General features: G+C 64.5%; 15 protein-coding genes and 1 pseudogene. 6 read left to right on the forward strand and 10 right to left on the reverse strand.

All coding sequences use genetic code 11. The features are described from left to right. Positions 1-40: 40 nt before the first annotated feature. The 8 genes from scpA to AKN84_RS07915 form a co-directional block, all read right to left on the reverse strand. On the reverse strand, positions 41-2200 hold the full coding sequence (scpA, locus tag AKN84_RS07880; protein ID WP_050420172.1) for a methylmalonyl-CoA mutase: 2160 nt from the start codon (positions 2198-2200) through the stop codon (positions 41-43). 12 nt (positions 2201-2212) lie between these two features. Next, complete coding sequence (locus AKN84_RS07885) at positions 2213-2683, reverse strand: GFA family protein (protein WP_050420173.1); 471 nt, start codon at positions 2681-2683, stop codon at positions 2213-2215. After that, on the reverse strand, positions 2680-4554 hold the full coding sequence (locus AKN84_RS07890) for a methylmalonyl-CoA mutase family protein (protein ID WP_050420174.1): 1875 nt from the start codon (positions 4552-4554) through the stop codon (positions 2680-2682). The genes AKN84_RS07885 and AKN84_RS07890 overlap by 4 nt, the downstream gene beginning before the upstream one ends. A gap of 106 nt (positions 4555-4660) precedes the next feature. Then, positions 4661-5152, reverse strand: coding sequence for a 2-amino-4-hydroxy-6-hydroxymethyldihydropteridine diphosphokinase (folK, locus tag AKN84_RS07895; RefSeq protein WP_050420175.1), 492 nt, complete (start codon positions 5150-5152; stop codon positions 4661-4663). Next, positions 5145-5525, reverse strand: coding sequence for a dihydroneopterin aldolase (folB, locus tag AKN84_RS07900; RefSeq protein ID WP_021080795.1), 381 nt, complete (start codon positions 5523-5525; stop codon positions 5145-5147). Before folB ends, folK begins: the two co-directional genes overlap by 8 nt. Then, positions 5522-6379 (reverse strand): dihydropteroate synthase, encoded by an 858-nt coding sequence (gene folP / locus AKN84_RS07905; protein WP_050420197.1) that lies wholly within the window; start codon positions 6377-6379, stop codon positions 5522-5524. Before folP ends, folB begins: the two co-directional genes overlap by 4 nt. Positions 6380-6492: 113 nt before the next feature. After that, complete coding sequence (locus AKN84_RS07910) at positions 6493-6900, reverse strand: DUF4332 domain-containing protein (RefSeq protein WP_028331645.1); 408 nt, start codon at positions 6898-6900, stop codon at positions 6493-6495. A gap of 55 nt (positions 6901-6955) precedes the next feature. Beyond that, positions 6956-7321: a hypothetical protein gene (locus AKN84_RS07915; protein WP_050420198.1), complete on the reverse strand. Its 366-nt coding sequence runs from the start codon at positions 7319-7321 to the stop codon at positions 6956-6958. A 339-nt stretch (positions 7322-7660) separates the two neighbouring features. Here AKN84_RS07915 and AKN84_RS07920 point away from each other — a divergent pair, with 339 nt between their 5' ends. The 4 genes and pseudogenes from AKN84_RS07920 (at position 7661) to AKN84_RS48795 (ending at position 12701) form a co-directional block, all read left to right on the forward strand. Further along, positions 7661-9283 (forward strand): helicase HerA-like domain-containing protein, encoded by a 1623-nt coding sequence (locus AKN84_RS07920; RefSeq protein WP_050420176.1) that lies wholly within the window; start codon positions 7661-7663, stop codon positions 9281-9283. A gap of 53 nt (positions 9284-9336) precedes the next feature. After that, positions 9337-10647, forward strand: coding sequence for a glycosyltransferase family 87 protein (locus AKN84_RS07925; protein ID WP_430649893.1), 1311 nt, complete (start codon positions 9337-9339; stop codon positions 10645-10647). A gap of 10 nt (positions 10648-10657) precedes the next feature. Then, on the forward strand, positions 10658-12058 hold the full coding sequence (locus AKN84_RS07930) for a M20/M25/M40 family metallo-hydrolase (protein WP_050420178.1): 1401 nt from the start codon (positions 10658-10660) through the stop codon (positions 12056-12058). A 107-nt stretch (positions 12059-12165) separates the two neighbouring features. After that, positions 12166-12701 (forward strand): annotated as a pseudogene (locus tag AKN84_RS48795) (REP-associated tyrosine transposase). Positions 12702-12853: 152 nt separating this feature from the next. On the opposite strand, the gene AKN84_RS07935 reads toward AKN84_RS48795, so the two are convergent. Together AKN84_RS07935 and AKN84_RS07940 are read right to left on the reverse strand one after the other, a co-directional pair. Beyond that, complete coding sequence (locus tag AKN84_RS07935) at positions 12854-13633, reverse strand: class II aldolase/adducin family protein (RefSeq protein ID WP_050420179.1); 780 nt, start codon at positions 13631-13633, stop codon at positions 12854-12856. Positions 13634-13801: 168 nt separating this feature from the next. Beyond that, positions 13802-15451, reverse strand: coding sequence for a glycosyltransferase family 39 protein (locus AKN84_RS07940; protein ID WP_050420180.1), 1650 nt, complete (start codon positions 15449-15451; stop codon positions 13802-13804). A 339-nt stretch (positions 15452-15790) separates the two neighbouring features. Here AKN84_RS07940 and AKN84_RS07945 point away from each other — a divergent pair, with 339 nt between their 5' ends. Together AKN84_RS07945 and AKN84_RS07950 are read left to right on the forward strand one after the other, a co-directional pair. Continuing rightward, positions 15791-16657 (forward strand): DUF2892 domain-containing protein, encoded by an 867-nt coding sequence (locus AKN84_RS07945; protein ID WP_050420181.1) that lies wholly within the window; start codon positions 15791-15793, stop codon positions 16655-16657. A 183-nt stretch (positions 16658-16840) separates the two neighbouring features. Continuing rightward, positions 16841-17254 (forward strand): Ros/MucR family transcriptional regulator, encoded by a 414-nt coding sequence (locus tag AKN84_RS07950; protein ID WP_050420182.1) that lies wholly within the window; start codon positions 16841-16843, stop codon positions 17252-17254. The last annotated feature ends 3 nt before the right edge of the window (positions 17255-17257 follow it).

Raw genomic sequence — 17257 nt, forward strand, 5'->3', positions numbered from 1 at the left:
CGCGCATGGGAAACTCCAGATGAGAGGGGATACGGCGGCGTTACTCCGCCGCCGCCTCGCTATGACCGAGCCGGGCGTTGAGCTTGTGGATCAGCTCCTCGGCGGCATCCGAGATCACGGTGCCAGGCGGGTAGATCGCTTCTGCGCCGGCCTTGTACAGCGCGTCGTAATCCTGCGGCGGCACCACGCCGCCGATAATGATCATGATGTCCTCGCGGCCGTGTTTCTTCAGCGCGGCCTTCAGTTCCGGCACCGCGGTCAGATGCGCGGCGGCGAGCGAGGAAACGCCGAGGATGTGGACGTCGTTCTCGACCGCCTGGCGGGCGGCCTCATCCGCGGTTGCGAACAGCGGCCCGATATCGACGTCGAAGCCGACATCGGCGAAGGCGGATGCGATCACCTTCTGGCCGCGGTCATGGCCGTCCTGACCGATCTTGGCGACCAGGATGCGCGGACGGCGGCCCTCGGCCTCCTCGAAGGCGTCGATCAGCGCCTGCACCTTTTCGACCTTGTTGGACATCGCCGCTGCCTCTCGCTTGTAGACTCCGGTGATGGACTTGATCTCGGCACGGTGGCGGCCGAACACCTTCTCCATCGCGTCCGAAATCTCGCCGACGGTTGCCTTTGCGCGCGCGGCGTCGATGGCGAGCGCCAGCAGATTGCCGTTCCCTTCGCCCGCCGCGCGGGTGAGCGCGGCCAGCGCCGCATCGACGTCCTTCTGGTTGCGCTCCTTCTTGAGCCGCGCCAGCTTGTCGATCTGCAACCGCCGCACGGTGGAGTTCTCCACCTTCAGGACGTCGATCGGTCGCTCATTCTCCGGCTTGAACTTGTTGACGCCGATCACCGCCTGGCGGCCGGCATCGATCCGCGCCTGGGTCTTGGCGGACGCCTCCTCGATGCGCAGCTTGGGCACGCCGGCCTCGATCGCCTTGGCCATGCCGCCGAGTTCCTCGACTTCCTGGATGTGGCCCCAGGCCTTGGCCGCGAGATCGCGGGTGAGGCGTTCGACGTAGTAGGAGCCGCCCCAGGGATCGATGATCCGGTTGGTGCCGCTCTCCTGCTGCAGGAACAATTGCGTGTTGCGGGCGATCCGCGCCGAGAAGTCGGTCGGCAGCGCCAGCGCCTCGTCGAGCGCGTTGGTGTGCAGCGACTGGGTGTGGCCTTGCGTTGCCGCCATCGCCTCGATCGTGGTGCGCATCACGTTGTTGAACACGTCCTGCGCGGTCAGCGACCAGCCCGAGGTCTGGCAATGCGTGCGCAGCGACAGCGAGCGCGGGTCCTTCGGGTTGAACTGCTTCAGCAGCTTGGCCCATAGCAGCCGCGCGGCGCGCATCTTGGCGACTTCCATGAAGAAGTTCATACCGATCGCCCAGAAGAAAGAGAGGCGCGGGGCAAAACGATCGACGTCGAGACCTGCGGCAAGCCCGGCGCGCAGATATTCGACGCCATCGGCAAGCGTATAGGCGAGCTCGAGGTCCTGCGTCGCCCCGGCCTCCTGCATGTGATAGCCGGAGATCGAAATCGAATTGTATTTCGGCATCCGCTGCGAGGTGTAGGCGAAGATATCGGAAATGATCCGCATCGAGGGCGCGGGCGGATAGATGTAAGTGTTGCGCACCATGAACTCTTTCAGAATGTCGTTCTGAATGGTGCCAGACAGTTTTTCCGGCGGCACGCCCTGTTCCTCGGCGGCGGCGACGAACAGCGCGAGGATCGGCAGCACCGCGCCGTTCATGGTCATCGACACGCTCATCTGGTCGAGCGGGATGCCGGCGAACAGCGTGCGCATGTCGTAGATGGAATCGATCGCGACACCGGCCATGCCGACGTCGCCGGAGACGCGCGGATGATCCGAGTCATAGCCGCGGTGGGTGGCGAGATCGAACGCGACCGACAGGCCCTTCTGTCCGGCCGCAAGGTTGCGGCGATAGAACGCGTTGGAATCCTCCGCCGTGGAGAACCCAGCATATTGCCGGATGGTCCAGGGCTGGTTGACATACATGGTCGGGTAGGGGCCGCGCAGATAGGGCGCGATCCCCGGCCAGGTCTCGAGGAAGTCGATGCCTGCGAGATCGGCCTCGCTGTAGGCGGACTTCACCGGAATGCCCTCGGGCGTCAGCCACGGCTCGGCGCTCGCGGCCGGCATGGCCGCGGCAACTGGCTGGAAGGCGACGTCGGCGAAATTGGGAATGCGGGTCATTCCTTGGCTTCCTTAGTCATGGTCCGGATGCTGATGGCTGACGATGGTCGCCATCTTGTCCGGTCCGTAATTCTGCATCGTGGTCTGGCTCGGCAGATTGGCGATCCCGACCACCCATCCGTGGCGGGACTCGGTTCCGAACTGCTGCGTTGGGATCACCCGGTCGGGCCGGTCGAAGGCGCCGGTCATGATCTCGATGCGGGGGCCGTCGATCCGGCGGAAGCTGAGCGGCGTGCCGCAGGCGGCGCAGAAGTCGCGCTCGGCGATCGACGAGGATTTGAACGCCGCCGGCTTGCCGCGGGTCCAGGCGAAATCCTCCTTGTTGATGTCGGCGAACGAGGCGAACGGCGCACCGGAGGCCTTCTGGCACATCCGGCAGTGGCAGATGCTGACCCGGTTCGGTGCCGCAGACACCGCAAAGCGGACGGCGCCGCACTGGCAGCCGCCGGTCAGAACGGGTTTCGCTGGTGCCTCTGCCGTCATGCCTGCTCCATCCGCCGATAGGCGTCGCGCAATGTCGCCAGCGCATCACCGCCGGCGAAGACGAACTCACCGATGCCGGCCGCCCGCAGCGCCGCTTCCTGGTCGCCGGGCCGCCCTGCCAGATAGATATGCCTTGCTCCGGCGCCGTGAAGGGCCTTGGCGGCCTCCGCGGCGCTGACGGCATAGACCTTGTCGGAGGAACAAATGCACACCATCGCGGCGCCCGAGGCCTTGAAGGCCGCGGCGAGCGCCGCCGGGTCGGCAAAGCCCTCGCTGTCGATGGCCTCGATCCCGCCGGTTTCGAAGAAGCTCTTTGCAAATGTGGCGCGGGCGGTGAAATCCGCCGGCGTGCCGAGATTGGCGAGGAAGATCTTCGGCCGTGAGCCACGCGCCTTCAGCGCGGCGTCGGACTTGTCGCGCAGCGCCTCGAACGGTTCGGCGAGCCGCATCGGCGCGAGGGCATCGAAGGTGACCTTGGCTCCGGCTGATGACACCGGCGCTGACGGTTTGACGTCCAGCACCGCGAGGACGTCTTCGTGCAGGTTCGGGAATTCGCTGGCGCCGGTCAGCACGTCGCGGCGCTTCGCCGCATTGGTCTCGCGCTGCGCCCGCGTCGCGACGACCTTGTTTTGCAGCAGCCCTTGCTCGAGCGCGGGGAAGATGCCGCCGGCCTTCTCGATCTCCTGGAACAGCGCCCACGCCGCCTCGCAGAGCTGCGAGGTCAACGTCTCGATGCCGCCGGCACCGGCCGCCGGATCGGACACCTTGGCAAGGTTGGACTCGTCGAGCAGCACGAGCTGCGTGTTGCGGGCCACGCGCCGGGCGAAATCATCCGGCAGGCCAAGCGCCAGCGTGTGCGGCAGCACGGTGATCGCATTGGCGCCGCCGAGCCCGGCTGCGAAGGTCGCGATCGTGGCGCGCAGCATATTCACGTTGGGGTCGCGCTGGGTCAGCATCCGCCAGGCGGTCTGCGCGTTGACGAAGATCGGTTTCGGCGCGAGGCTGCAGGCCTGCTCGACCCGCGCCCACAGCAGCCGCAGCGCGCGGAATTTCGCCATGGTCAGGAACTGGTCGGCATCGGCGCTGAGGCGGAACGAGATTGCGGCGCGCGCCGCATCGAGGTCGATCCCGGCAGCTTCGAGCATGCGCAGATAGGCGAGGCCGAGTGCGAGCGTGAAGGCGAGCTCCTGTACCTCGGAGCCGCCGGCATCATGCACGGGCCGGCCGTCGGCCAGCACGAACGGCCCCTTGAAGCCGCGCCTGATCAGGCCGTTGACGACCTGGCCGAACGACTTTTCGTAATTCGGCCAGGCGATGGCCGCGGCACCGCGCACCGCCATGGTGCTGAGCGCCTGGTAGTTGAAATGAAGATCGAGCTTGGCGGGATCGAGCTTGCGGGCCTCGACCATGTCGGCGAACGTCTCGCCGGCGTTTTCGCGTCCCATCACCGGGTTGAGCGCGATCATGATGCCGGCATCGAGATGGATGCCGCCGCAGGCCCGTGCCAGCGTCTTCTTGCTGGCGTCAGTGAGGCCGAAGCCGCGCGTGCCGGGACCGCCCGCGAACTCGAATTCGAGGCCGGTCGCGCCGTTCTCGAGATCATGCAGCGCCTGTGCATTGGCCTGCGCGGCATCGGGATGATCGACCCGCTGCAGGATATGCCAGGGCATCGCGGCGGCGCGGCCCGGAAGCGGACTGGCGTTGGCGGCCCGGCGGTAGATCGGATCGATCTTCACGCCATCATAAGTCTTGCCGACCAGCTTCTCGAACGGGGCGCCCTTCAGCACGCCGTCGACCAGCTTGCGCCAGTCGTCATAGGTCGCAGCCGGAAAATCCGAAGCCAGAGGCAAGTCGTCAGTCGAGGTCGTCATCCGCCCAAATCGTCCTTCACCGGCCCCGCAAGGGGCCCCTTGATTTGGCCGGAAATTGCCACGGGCGGGCGGCCAAGCCAAACTTTTGTTTGCGGCCGTTCGACTTTTAATCGAGGTCCGCAAGGCGGAAAATACCGTCGGTAGAGACGTTTGCCAGCGCATCCCCGACGCGGCGCCCGGCAATGACGCGGTCGGGAACGATCTCGGCCAGCGGCACCAGCACGAAGGCGCGTTCGAACAAACGCGGGTGCGGCAGCGTCAGTTCCGGCTTGTCGAGTGTGACGTCGTCATAGGCGATCAGGTCGAGGTCGAGGGTGCGCGGCCCCCAGCGCTGCTCGTTCTTGCGGTCGCGGCCGAATTTGGTTTCGATCTTGTGCAGTGTGAACAGCAGCGCATGCGGATCGAGGCTGGTGTCGATCTCGATGCAGGCATTGATGAAGCTGTCCTGCTGTGCCTCGCCCCAGGGCGGCGTCGAATAATCCGACGAGCGCGCCAGCAGCGCCGCCTGCGTCATGCCGCAGATATTGGCGATCGCCTTGCGAAACGTCGTGCGGACGTCGCCGACATTGCCGCCAAGTGCGATCAGGACGTCAGCCATGTGGCAGCGGATGGCGCGAGCGGGTCAGCACCACGCCGACATCGTCGAAGATCGCGGCGATCGGCGCATGCGGCTTGTGCACGGTGACCTTGACCGCCCTGACACGCGGAAAGGTTGCCAGGATATCCTCGGCCACCGCACCGGCGGCGCGCTCGAGCAGCTTGTAATTGGTGTTCTTGAACGCCGACGTCGCGGTCGCCACCACGTTGGAATAGGACACCGTGTCGGAGAGACGGTCGGTGCGCGAGGATTCCGAGAGGTCGGTGTAGAGCTCGAGGTCGATGACGAAGCGCTGCCCGACCTCGGTCTCATGTTCCATCACGCCATGGCGGGCATGGATGACGATCCCGGTGATGAAGATCGTGTCGGTCATTGCTGTCCCTCGATTGCCGCGGCCACCCGCAGCGCCTGAACGGTTTCGGCGACGTCATGCGCGCGGATGATGCGGGCGCCGTTCCGCGCCGCGATCAGGTGCGCGGCGAGCGAGCCGCCGATCCGCTGTTGCGGCTCCGACGGCACGACCGTGCTGATGAAGCGCTTGCGCGAGGCGCCGACCAGCACCGGCAGGCGGAACGTGTCGAGCTCGGAGAGCCGCGCCAGCGCAATCATGCTCTGCTCCGGCGTCTTGCCGAAGCCGATGCCGGGGTCGAGCACGATCCGGTCCGACGCAATGCCGGCGCGCGCTGCGATATCGAGCGAGCGTTCAAAGAACGCCGTGATGTCCCGCATGATGTCGGTCGAAGGATCGGCACTCTCGCGATTGTGCATGACGATCACGGGCACACCGCGCGCGGCGATGAGCGGCGCCATGCCGACGTCGCGCTGCAGCCCCCAGACGTCATTGGCGATCACGGCACCCTGGTCGAGCGCCCAGGCCACCACCTCGGATTTCATGCTGTCGATCGAGACCGGCACGCCGAGCGCGATCACCTCGGCCAGCACCGGCTGCAGCCGCGCCAGTTCGGCCTCGGCGGTGACCGGCTGCGAGCCATAGGGGCGGGTCGATTCCGCGCCGATGTCGATGATGTCGGCGCCCTCGGCGACCAGCCTGCTGGCCTGCGCCAGCGCCTGTTCGGGCGTGATGAACTGGCCGCCGTCGGAGAACGAGTCCGGCGTCACGTTCAGGATGCCCATGACAGCCGGATAAGGCCGCGACAGCAGCGCCGGCAGCACCGTTGATACGGCCGGGCCGGTCACCGCCGATGCTATGGGCTTGGTCGCCATCATGCGGTGGCTTTGCGCTGACGGCAGCGCCAAGTCAAGGTGTCGCGATGATGTCTGGCAAGGGCGGTGCTGAATGCCGTTAAGGCAGGCTAATAGGCGGTGCTAATATGTGACCGCTAGTAGGTGATTTTGGGAGGCAGCTTGCGTGCCTCTTCAATCAGCAGCTCGACTGACTTCTCGGAAGGCATCACGCGGACGAGCTTACGCCGCACATTGGCGTCCTTCATGCTCTGCGCCAGCCGCGACGGGTTGCGGTGGGCGAGCTCGCGCACCGTGGTGACGCCGGCGGCGCGGACCAGGCCGACCTTCGCCTTGCCCATCCCGGGAATCCGCATGTAGTCGGAGATGTTGGCCCATTCGAGCAATTGCTGTTCGCTGATTCCGGTCTTGGTGGCGAGCGCTTTGCGTCCCTTGACGGTGCGGGCGGCTTCAAGCAGTGCGTCGGTCGTGCGGATACCCTGTGATTTCAGTTTGGTGGCGCAATAGGCGGACAGGCCTTCGATCTCGGAGAGGGGGTATGTCATGATACTCGTATGCAGGTAGAAGGGAGCGCACGTGCAAAGGGCGTGGGGAGGTGCTTCAGGCAAACTGGCTGAGGCCCGGCGTCCCCGAGATGATCTCGCCCATTTGATCCGCTCCGATTTTGTCGCGGCCGAACTTGAAAAGTTCACGCGCGACGTTCTGAATTTCACCCATGCTCAAGCCAAGCGACATGAGCCGGGTGCCGACAGCCATCAGCCCGCCACCCATCAACCGCGACAGACCGCCGCTGTTGTTGGAGGCGGCAATAGCCGCTTCGGCGCCAGGGATTTGGTCGATCAGAGCCTGGACCTTGTCGGAAGGTCCCTCGTTACGGAGGAAACCCAGAACGATGCCGATGGTTTTTTCAGCGACAACGCTATCGATGCCGGCCTTCGCGGCCAGGTGCCCAACCAATTCGTCCATCTTGCCCCGCCTCAACCGGACTTTGCCGGATCGTTCTTGAGGAATTATCTTGAGCGCCTGTGTCACGAAATTCAAGCGATCAGCGCGTTTCAGTTCGCTTTCTTTTTCGATCGCGTTGTGACTGTTGCCTCGCTGCAAGAGTGAGCGGCGGATTCACACCATCTTGTCGCAATGCGCAATGCCTTTCGTCACTTTGCCGGGAATAAAATATGAGGAACTGCTGCCGCGACAATATACGCCGGCATCCGCTGACAGTTTCAATCGAACGGCAAGATGCAATATGATGCCCTCGGTTCGAATGGATCGATCCGATTTAAATCTGCGTTAAGAGGCGAAGCGATGGCGACCTCCGACAACAAGTTGGCCGATACCGACGAGAAGATTTTTGTCGGCAAGGGCGAGGAGACAGCCTGGTTGACGCTGGCGCTGGCCAATCGGCATGGCCTCGTCACCGGCGCGACCGGAACCGGCAAGACCGTCTCGCTTCAAGTCATGGCCGAAGGGTTTGCGCGCGCCGGTGTTCCGGTTTTCGCAGCCGACATCAAGGGCGATCTCTCTGGTATCTCTGAAGTCGGCGAGGCCAAGGACTTTATTGTGAAGCGCGCCCGGGAAATGGGCTTGACCTTCCAGCCCGATCAATTCTCGACCGTGTTCTGGGACGTGTTCGGCGAGCAGGGCCATCCGGTGCGCGCCACCGTCACCGAGATGGGGCCGTTGCTGCTGTCGCGGATGCTCGATCTGAACGACGTGCAGGAGGGCGTGCTCAACGTTGCCTTCCGTGTCGCCGATGAGAATGGCCTCGCGCTGATCGACATGAAGGATCTGCGCGCCCTGCTGGATGCGATTGCACCCGACGGCAGCAAGAAGGGGGCTGACGATGGGGAAGATCCGCTGGCGTCGATCCGCAAGGCCGCGCAAAGCTACGGCAACGTGTCCAAGGCGACGGTCGGAACGATCCAGCGTCAGCTTCTGGTGCTCGAGAACCAGGGCGGCGCAAAATTTTTCGGCGAGCCGGCGCTGACGCTGAAGGATTTCATGCGGACCGACCGCGACGGCCGCGGCATGGTTAATATTCTCGTCGCCGACAAGCTGATGCAGAGCCCGCGGCTTTACGCCACGTTTCTGCTCTGGATGCTGTCGGAATTGTTCGAGGAATTGCCGGAGGCCGGCGACCTGCCGAAGCCGAAGCTGGTGTTCTTCTTCGACGAGGCGCATCTGTTGTTCACCGATGCGCCGAAGGCGCTGATGGACAAGATCGAGCAGGTGGTGCGGCTGATCCGCTCCAAGGGCGTCGGCGTCTATTTCGTCACGCAGAATCCGATTGACGTGCCGGACAAGGTGCTGGCGCAGCTCGGCAACCGCGTGCAGCATGCGCTGCGCGCCTTCACGCCGCGCGACCAGAAGGCGGTTGCCGCGGCCGCGCAGACCTTCCGGCCCAATCCGAAGCTCGATACCGCACGGGTGATCATGGAGCTCGGCAAGGGCGAGGCGCTGGTCTCGTTCCTCGAGGGTGCTGGCACGCCGTCGATGGTCGAACGCGTCATGGTGCGGCCGCCGTCGGCGCGGATCGGGCCGATCACGCCGGAGGAACGCAAGGCGATCATGGATGCGAGCCCGGTGAAGGGCAAATACGACACCGCGATCGACGCTGAATCCGCCTACGAGATCATCCAGAAGCGCCTGTCGGGCGCGGCGGCTCCGGCCGATGGTGGCGCTGCTGGTGGGGGTGGCGGCATCCTCGGCCAGATCGGCGCGATCGCCGCCACGATCTTCGGCACCAATGTCAAGCGCGGCCGGCTCTCGACCGGGCAGGTGATCGCGCGCAACGTCACGCGCTCGGTGACCGACAAGGTGGTCGGCGGCGTGGTCGCGGATCTCGGCAAGTCGGTCGGCGGTTCGGTTGGCGGCTCGATCGGCCGTGCGCTGGTGCGGGGGGCCTTGGGCGGCTTGCTGCGCAGATAATATTAGAGCTATCATCTCAGCGTTTTTCGTTATCTGTTTGGAACGAACCTTTGCTGAGATATCCGTCGCTGAAGGCGCCGTCGCATCTGTTGTTTCTGGTCTTCTGCATCGGGCTGATCGCAGATGTTCTGGTTCCCGAGATTTGGGGACACGGCAAGACGAAGGATTATCCATTGTGGTTCTGGGCCGGACAGCAGGTGCTGCACGGTCAGAGCCTCTATCCGGTCGATCCATCCGGCTATTTCGAGTTCATCTACCCGCCGCTTCCGGCGGTGCTGCTTGCGCCTCTGGCATTCTTCGGCAAGGTCCCGCTTTACCTGTTTCTTTGCCTGCTCAACGCCGCGGCGGCGTGGCTGGTTGCGCAGTTCTCGCATGCGATGGCGGGATCAGGCCGGCAGCCGGGCCTCTGGCTCGAGGCGCTGCCGGGTTGCATCATGATCACCTTCGTGGTCGATATTTTCGACCTTGGGCAACCGAACCTGCTTCTGCTCGTGATGATGCTTGGCGGCTTCTGGCTGTTGCGGGGCGGGCGGCCCTGGCTTGCCGTCGGCATGTTTGCCCTGGCGACCGCAATCAAGGTGTTCCCGATTGCGGTGTTGCCCTATCTCGTCTGGCGCAGGCGCTGGGGCGCGGTCGCCGGCATGACCGCGTTTCTGGTCTTCTTCCTGCTGATCCTGCCGGCGCCGTTCCGTGGCTTCCAGCACAACGTCGCCGAGTTGAAGACCTGGTACCAGGGCATGATCGGGACCAGTTCGGCCGAGGGGTTTGGTCAACGGGCCGAGCAGAACTGGTCGTCGGTCAACCAGTCCATCATCGCGGTATCGCATCGGCTGTTGCGGCCGCTGAACTACAATCAGGACGATCCGCACAAGCCGCCGCGCTACATGAACCTCGTCGATCTCGACTTCGCGACGGCGAACTGGATCGTCGTCGCAGTCTGCGCCCTGATCGGGCTCGGCTACATCCGCTTGATACCGCCGGCCTGGCTGCGGACCGAAAAGTCGGACGCGGAGGAGATCGGCATCCTGTTCTGCCTGATGACGGTGGCTTCGCCCTTGGCGCGGGAGTATTACTTCGTCTGGCTGTTCTTCCCGATCACGGTGCTGGTGCATCGCGCTGCCTATGATCCGCGGCCCAAGGTGCGGACCGGAACCTGGATCGTGCTCGCGGCCGTTTGCGTCCTGCTCGGCTTCTCGTTGCCGATGTATCCGATCGCGCTGCAGGCCTATGGCAACAATCTCGCCGCGACCTTCGTGCTGATCGCGGGCCTGGCCTGGCACCTCAGGTCTCCGCTCAAGCAAGGTGGAGAAGCTTTGCCTCCGGCGCCCGGCGCGCTACAACCTGGCGTAACGTCCAAACAATAGGATATCCGCGATGTCCAACGCCAAGCTGCAGCCGGTCCTCGACCGCATCGATGCCGATTTCGACAACAGTCTCGAGCGGCTGTTCACGCTGCTGCGGATCAAATCGATCTCGGCCGATCCGGTCTTTGCCAATGACTGCAAGGCGGCTGCCGATCATCTCGCCAAGGATATCGCGACGCTGGGCTTCAAGACCGAGGTGCGGCCCACGGCCGGCCATCCGGCCGTGGTCGGCAAGCTGAACGGCTCGACCGACGGCCGTCCGCATGTGCTGTTCTACGGGCATTACGACGTGCAGCCGGTCGATCCCTTGAATCTCTGGCACCGTCCGCCGTTCGAGCCCGTGGTGACCGACCACGCCGACGGGCGCAAGATCATCGTCGCGCGCGGCGCCGAGGACGACAAGGGACAGTTGATGACCTTCATCGAGGCCTGCCGCGCCTGGAAGACGGTGACGGGATCGCTGCCGGTCGACATCACCATCATCATCGAGGGTGAGGAGGAAATCGGTTCGAAGAATTTCGTGCCGTTCCTCGAGGCGAACAAGGCCGAGCTCAAGGCCGACTTCGCGCTGGTCTGCGACACCGGCATGTGGGACCCCAACACGCCGGCGATCACCACTTCGCTGCGCGGCCTGGTCTATGACGAGGTCAAGATCAAGGCTGCCAATCGCGACCTGCATTCCGGTGTGTTCGGCGGCGGCGCGCAGAACCCGATCCGCGTGCTGACGCGGATTCTCGGCGGCCTGCATGACGACAACGGCCACATCACCATCCCCGGTTTCTATGATGGCGTGAAGGATCTGCCGCCGGACATCCTGGCGCAGTGGAAGCAACTCAATCTGACGCCGGAAAGTTTCCTCAAGCCGATCGGCCTCTCGGTGCCCGCCGGCGAAAAGGATCGGCTGCTGATCGAGCAGATCTCCTCGCGGCCGACCTGCGACATCAACGGCATCATCGGCGGCTATACCGGCGAGGGCTCCAAGACAGTGATCGCGGCCGAGGCGTCGGCGAAGGTCTCGTTCCGCCTGGTCGAGGGACAGGATCCCGAGAAGATCCGACAGGCGTTCCGCGACTATGTGAAGGCGCGCGTGCCGGCGGACTGCAAGGCCGAGTTCACCGATCATTCCTCCGCGCCGGCGATCGCGCTCGACTGGAACATGAAGCCGCTGGCGGCCGCTCGCCGCGCGCTGACCGACGAGTGGGGCAAGGAGGCGCTCGTGATCGGCTCCGGCGCCTCGATCCCGATCGTCGCCGACTTCAAGCGCACGCTCGGCCTCGACAGCGTGCTGGTCGGCTTCGGTCTCGACGACGACAATATCCATTCGCCGAACGAGAAGTACGATCTCAAGAGCTACCACAAGGGCATCCGCTCCTGGGCGCGGATTTTGGCGGCCTTCGCGGAAGCCAAGTAGACGATACACACCGCACGTAAAAACGCCGCCCGGAATTGGGCGGCGTTTGATTTGCGTGTAGGATGGGTAGAGCGAAGCGAAACCCATCACTTCTTCTTGCGATCAGTATGGTCACTTACCGTCGCAATTTTATTCCCGGAGGCAGTTTCTTCTTCACGGTCAACCTGGAGGACCGGCGCCTGCAACTGCTCACAGAACACATCGATCAACTGCGCACGGCTTTCCGCGAAACGCGCGAACGGCATCCTTTCAGGACTGAGGCGATTGTCATTCTTCCCGCCACCTCCATGCGGTCTGGAGCTTACCGGAAGGCGACGGTGACTTCGCGACCCGTTGGCGGCAGATCAAATCGGCCTTCTCGCGGCGTCTACCGATCGGTGAGCCGGTCTCGGGTAGCCGCGCTTCAAAAGGAGAGCGCGGCATTTGGCAACGGCGGTATTGGGAGCACACGATCCAGGGTGAGGACGATTTCTCCCGTCACGTCGATTACGTGCATATCAACCCGCTTAAGCACGGCCTTGTGAAGCGGGTGAGAGATTGGCCGCATTCATCGTTTCATCGCATGGTTGCGCTCGGAATCTATCCCGAGGATTGGGCTGGCGACGGGACGAAACTGGATGGGGCGTTCGGCGAGCGGTCTTGATGCGGAGGCGCGATGGGTTTCGCTGCGCTCTACCCATCCTACAGAAGTCCGCCAGCCCCCGCACGTAAAAACGCCGCCCGGAATTGGGCGGCGTTTTGATTCCGATAGTGCAGAGGGTCTTGGCAGCTAGCCTACCCGAAGATTGTGAAATTTCAATCACGGTAACCGGGATTGACCCGGTCGAGCTTGCGCAGCAGCGGCGGCCAGACCAGCTGGGTCGAGCGCAACTCGGCACGGTCGGGGTTGGAGAGCAGCTCGGTGTTCTTGTCGATCGCGAGCTGGTCGACCGGATAGGCGATCGGTCCGAGCGCGCGGGTCGCCACCTGCATCGAGCAGGCGCGCTCCAGATGGTACATCCGCTCGAAGGCGGACGCGACCGAGCGGCCGACCGTCAGCGTGCCGTGATTGCGCAGCAGCATGTGGTTCTTGCTGCCGAGATCGCGCTGCAGGCGCGGACGCTCGTCATGATCGAGCGCGATGCCTTCATAGTCGTGATAGGCGAGATCGTGGGTGACGAGCTGCGCGGTCTGGTTCAGCGGCAGCAGCCCGTCGGGACCGCTCGACACCGCAGTGCCGTCGATCGTGTGCAGATGGAGCACGCAGCCGGCGTCCTCGCGCACCTCGTGGATCGCCGAATGAATGGTGAAGCCGGCCGGGTTGATGCTGTACTCGCTCTCCGAGAGTTGGTTGCCGTCGAGGTCGACCTTGACCAGGCTCGAGGCGGTGATCTCGTCGAACATCAGCCCGTAGGGGTTGATCAGGAAGTGATGCTCGGGGCCGGGCACGCGGGCGGAGATGTGGGTATCGACCAGATCGTCCCAGCCATAGAGCGCGACCAGCCGGTAGCAGGCGGCGAGATTGATCCGCTGCTCCCATTCCGCCGCACTCATATTCGACGGCACTTCCTTCAGGCGCGCTTCCGCTGGCGACATGACGATTGCTCCATTGATGGCTGTTTCCTGCGTCGAACCTAGCGTCGGCGCCGCATCGCGGCAAGGCAGCGTAACGGCGTGACAGTCATGTCAGCATGCGACGGCTGGCCCACGATCCGGGAGATCGTGCTCCGGAAGTGGGCAGCAGCGTAACGGACGTGCTGCGCGCTACGGCGCCGGGATCGCCAGCAGGCTCGAGATGCTGCGGCCGCGGATGTCGTAGACGCGGGCGAACACGACATCGTCGCGCTTGATCTCGACCATCACGGGCGCGGCCAATCCCTTGCAGTAGAACTCGCCGAGCGTCATCGCGAAGTCGGCGGCATTGCTGTCCCAGCCGATCGTGAAGTCGGGCCCGAGCGCGACCTGCGCGGGGCGCTGCGGTCCGCACACGGCGACCTTCCACTTGCGATTCTGTGGCGGCACTTCCTGCCGCTCCGCCAGCTGCTCGCGCAGCCCGTCGGAAGCCTGCTTCAGCGCCAGGCCCCAATAGTCCAGCATGAAGAAGTTGTCGGCGGTCCGCACCGTGCCGGCGATGTGGTTGAAGTGCGTGTATTGGTACGGATGCAGGCGGATCATTTCGCTGAGCGGCAGCAGCAGGCCGAACGCGAACACCGCGAGTGCCGCGGGCTGCCAGGCGCGGCGGTTCTCGCCGAGCCAGTCCATGCCGCGGGCGAATGCGACGCCGGCGAGCACCGCCATCGGCGGGATCACGAAGATGAAATGGCGGATGCCGTTGTAGAGCGCCGGCCGCTTCACCATCGCGATCACCAGCGGCAAGGTCGCCGCCAGCGTCAGCATCAGCATGATCGACTTGCGCTTCGCGGTCACATCGATGCGCGACAGCGACATGAAGGTGGTGACGACAGCCGCGGTCAGCAGCACCAGCATCACTTCGGGAAGCTGCAGCGCGAACAGCGTGGGCAGATAGGACCACGGCATGTCCGGCACCGACACCAGCGCGCCGTCGAACATCTCCTTCCACGGTTTCTCGAAGAAGTGCGAGAAGTAGGTCACCGCTTCCAGCGGATGCCCGGGCTCCATGATCGACCACGGCCAGATCAGGCCCATCACGAGATAGCCGAGAACAAGCCCCGGCAGCAGCACATAGACGACGTGGGCAAAGCGGTGGGTCGCCTCGCGCGCGCCCTGCTTGCGGAATTCCTCGATGAAGAGCGGGATGAAGCCGACCACGGCGTAGATCAGAGCGAGCCCGCCAAGGACGCGGCAGCCGATCGACAGGCCAGTCCCCAGGCCCACGATCAGAATCGTGCGGGGCGAGGGTGCCGGATATTCCTCGAACAGGCGGACGAGACCCAGGATCAGGACGATCATCGCCACGGCGAACGGCGCATCCTTCGGGTTCATGAACATGTGGCCGTAGAAGGTCGGGCACAGCGCCAGCAGCAGCAGCGCCGCCAGTCCCGCCAGCGGGCCGCCGACACGGCGCGCCAGGCGCCAGGTTACGGCGAGGCCGATGACGCCGACGATCGCGCCGAGCAGGCGGCGCGTCTCGAACAATTCGAGCGGAATGACCTTGTGCAGCAGGGCCGCGGCCATATCGAAGCCGCCGCCGTACATATAGAGGTTGGCGAACGACAGCGCGCCGGTGTCCTTGAACCCGGACCCGTACATGCGCAGCAGGAGGTCGGCATATTCAGCGTGGGTGTAATCGTCCCAGCCCAGGCCGTAGTCGCGGAAAGTGAGGCCGGCGACCACGGCGACCACGCCGAGGACGAGGAATGCGAGATCGTCGCAGGTCTTCTCCACGGAGCGCCGCGCAGGCGCCTCGATGGCAGACGTCGTAATCGATGACATAGCTAGTGGTACCGGCGTGCCTGTGGCCCAGTTTGGCGCTTTAGGGCCTCATTCCCCGGCATCCATAGCGCAGTTCCGTTTCCGAGTAATTGGTAATTGTGGCGTAATTTCCCAGATGCGTTGCAATAAATTGGCAGCAATTCGTAGCCAGTAAATCTACGGAAGCGGGGCGCCGACGCCGTGTGGCGTGACCGTGAGAAAGACGCGTGTCCGCACGGTTAAGCGGGATTTTAGGGAACTCTGCCTACAATTGGCGGTTGGCGGTGTGGGCAATATGACGGTATCGTGGCGTTGGTGGCCCACACCCATTTTTGGTCGGGTCTCCCGGGGGTTAGTTCGATGAAGGTTGGTCTGTTGGTCGTCGGCGCGGGCCTGGTCGTGGCGGGCTTGGCGGCGGTCGGCTTGGGAATCCCCTACAAGGAATTCAGCGTCGGCGGCACCTTGATCATGACAGGCGTGACCGGCGTGTGCACGGGCGCGATCGTGCTGGCGCTTGCCGCCGTGGTTGGGGAACTCAAAGTCATCGCCGCGCGGCTCGAGCCCGGAGCCGCGGGCGGAAGCGTTGAGGTTCCGTCTGCAACTTCCCCGCGCATTGCCCCTGACGAGGCGGTGTTCCCGCCGCCGCGCGAGCCGAAGGTCGCCGCACCCCCGCCGGTTCCGCCGGCCGCGCCGCCCTGGCACGACGAACTTACCACGCGCGGCACGCCAGCCGAGGCACCGCCGCCCGTGCCGGGTGCAGCGCCCGCAGATGGCAGCGCGCCGCCGAAGCGGCGCAACCTGCTGTTCTCGTCCTCGCGCAAGGAGCGTGAGCGGACCGAGACACGGGCTGCCGAGCCGCTGACGCCGGATCTGCTGTCGCCGGAACTGCGTCCGGGCCCGGCCGCGGCGGCCGACCTCGCGCCGGCAACATTCGACGATGCGTGGCCGAAGGCCGATCGGCCGAGGTCGGTCGACGTCGCCCCGCGGCGTGGCCCACGGGCGCCGTCGACCTTCGGCGAGGCGCAGTCGGCGGCCGCGTCGCCATCATCAGGCCATCCGCCGTCGCCGCAGGAGCAGCCCCCGGTGACCGTGCTCAAATCGGGCGTCGTCGACGGCATGGCCTATTCGCTCTATTCCGACGGATCGATCGAGGCGCAAATGCCCGAGGGGATGATGCGGTTTGCCTCGATCGACGAGCTCCGCTCGCATCTGGAGCAAAGGCCGTAGATCTACGGCAATACTTGCGAACGGCCGGCGCGAAGTCTAAAACACGGCAGTTCTTGTCAGATTTCCTGTAATCCGCTCATATTCGCGAAGTAGTGCGCGATTCTGTTGATGTATTGTCGCGCGCGGATACTGCCCGAACGGCGTGCGGCGCCGCGCCGTCGAGAGCACGGGGAAGGTTGAGCCATGTCCGATACGTCAGGCAAAACGCCGGTCGAACTGACCGCCAACATCGTTTCGGCCTATCTCAGCAACAATCCGACGCCGGCCTCGGACATTCCGAACCTGATCGGTCAGGTCCATGCCGCGCTGCTGCGCGTGTCGAGCGGACGCAGCGATATGCCGAGCGAGCCGGCCAAGCCTGCGGTGTCGATGAAGAAGTCGATCACGCCGGAATATCTCGTGTGTCTCGAGGACGGCAAGCGCTTCAAGTCGCTCAAGCGCCATCTGCGCACCCAGTACAACATGACCCCGGAGCAGTATCGCGACAAATGGGGGCTGCCGGCCGACTATCCGATGGTGGCGCCGAACTACGCGGTGGCGCGATCGCAGCTCGCCAAGAAGATGGGACTTGGCCAGCAGGCGCGGAAGCGGAAGTAGAAA

This window comes from Bradyrhizobium tropiciagri, from assembly GCF_001189845.1.
Classification (GTDB): domain Bacteria; phylum Pseudomonadota; class Alphaproteobacteria; order Rhizobiales; family Xanthobacteraceae; genus Bradyrhizobium; species Bradyrhizobium tropiciagri.

Bases quoted from the DNA above. Each gene is read 5' to 3' on its own strand.
- scpA (WP_050420172.1), bottom strand. From the start codon at position 2,200: ATGACCCGCATTCCCAATTTCGCCGACGTCGCCTTCCAGCCAGTTGCC.
- AKN84_RS07885 (WP_050420173.1), bottom strand. From the start codon at position 2,683: ATGACGGCAGAGGCACCAGCGAAACCCGTTCTGACCGGCGGCTGCCAG.
- AKN84_RS07890 (WP_050420174.1), bottom strand. From the start codon at position 4,554: ATGACGACCTCGACTGACGACTTGCCTCTGGCTTCGGATTTTCCGGCT.
- folK (WP_050420175.1), bottom strand. From the start codon at position 5,152: ATGGCTGACGTCCTGATCGCACTTGGCGGCAATGTCGGCGACGTCCGC.
- folB (WP_021080795.1), bottom strand. From the start codon at position 5,525: ATGACCGACACGATCTTCATCACCGGGATCGTCATCCATGCCCGCCAT.
- folP (WP_050420197.1), bottom strand. From the start codon at position 6,379: ATGATGGCGACCAAGCCCATAGCATCGGCGGTGACCGGCCCGGCCGTA.
- AKN84_RS07910 (WP_028331645.1), bottom strand. From the start codon at position 6,900: ATGACATACCCCCTCTCCGAGATCGAAGGCCTGTCCGCCTATTGCGCC.
- AKN84_RS07915 (WP_050420198.1), bottom strand. From the start codon at position 7,321: ATGGACGAATTGGTTGGGCACCTGGCCGCGAAGGCCGGCATCGATAGC.
- AKN84_RS07920 (WP_050420176.1), top strand. From the start codon at position 7,661: ATGGCGACCTCCGACAACAAGTTGGCCGATACCGACGAGAAGATTTTT.
- AKN84_RS07930 (WP_050420178.1), top strand. From the start codon at position 10,658: ATGTCCAACGCCAAGCTGCAGCCGGTCCTCGACCGCATCGATGCCGAT.
- AKN84_RS07935 (WP_050420179.1), bottom strand. From the start codon at position 13,633: ATGTCGCCAGCGGAAGCGCGCCTGAAGGAAGTGCCGTCGAATATGAGT.
- AKN84_RS07940 (WP_050420180.1), bottom strand. From the start codon at position 15,451: ATGTCATCGATTACGACGTCTGCCATCGAGGCGCCTGCGCGGCGCTCC.
- AKN84_RS07945 (WP_050420181.1), top strand. From the start codon at position 15,791: ATGAAGGTTGGTCTGTTGGTCGTCGGCGCGGGCCTGGTCGTGGCGGGC.
- AKN84_RS07950 (WP_050420182.1), top strand. From the start codon at position 16,841: ATGTCCGATACGTCAGGCAAAACGCCGGTCGAACTGACCGCCAACATC.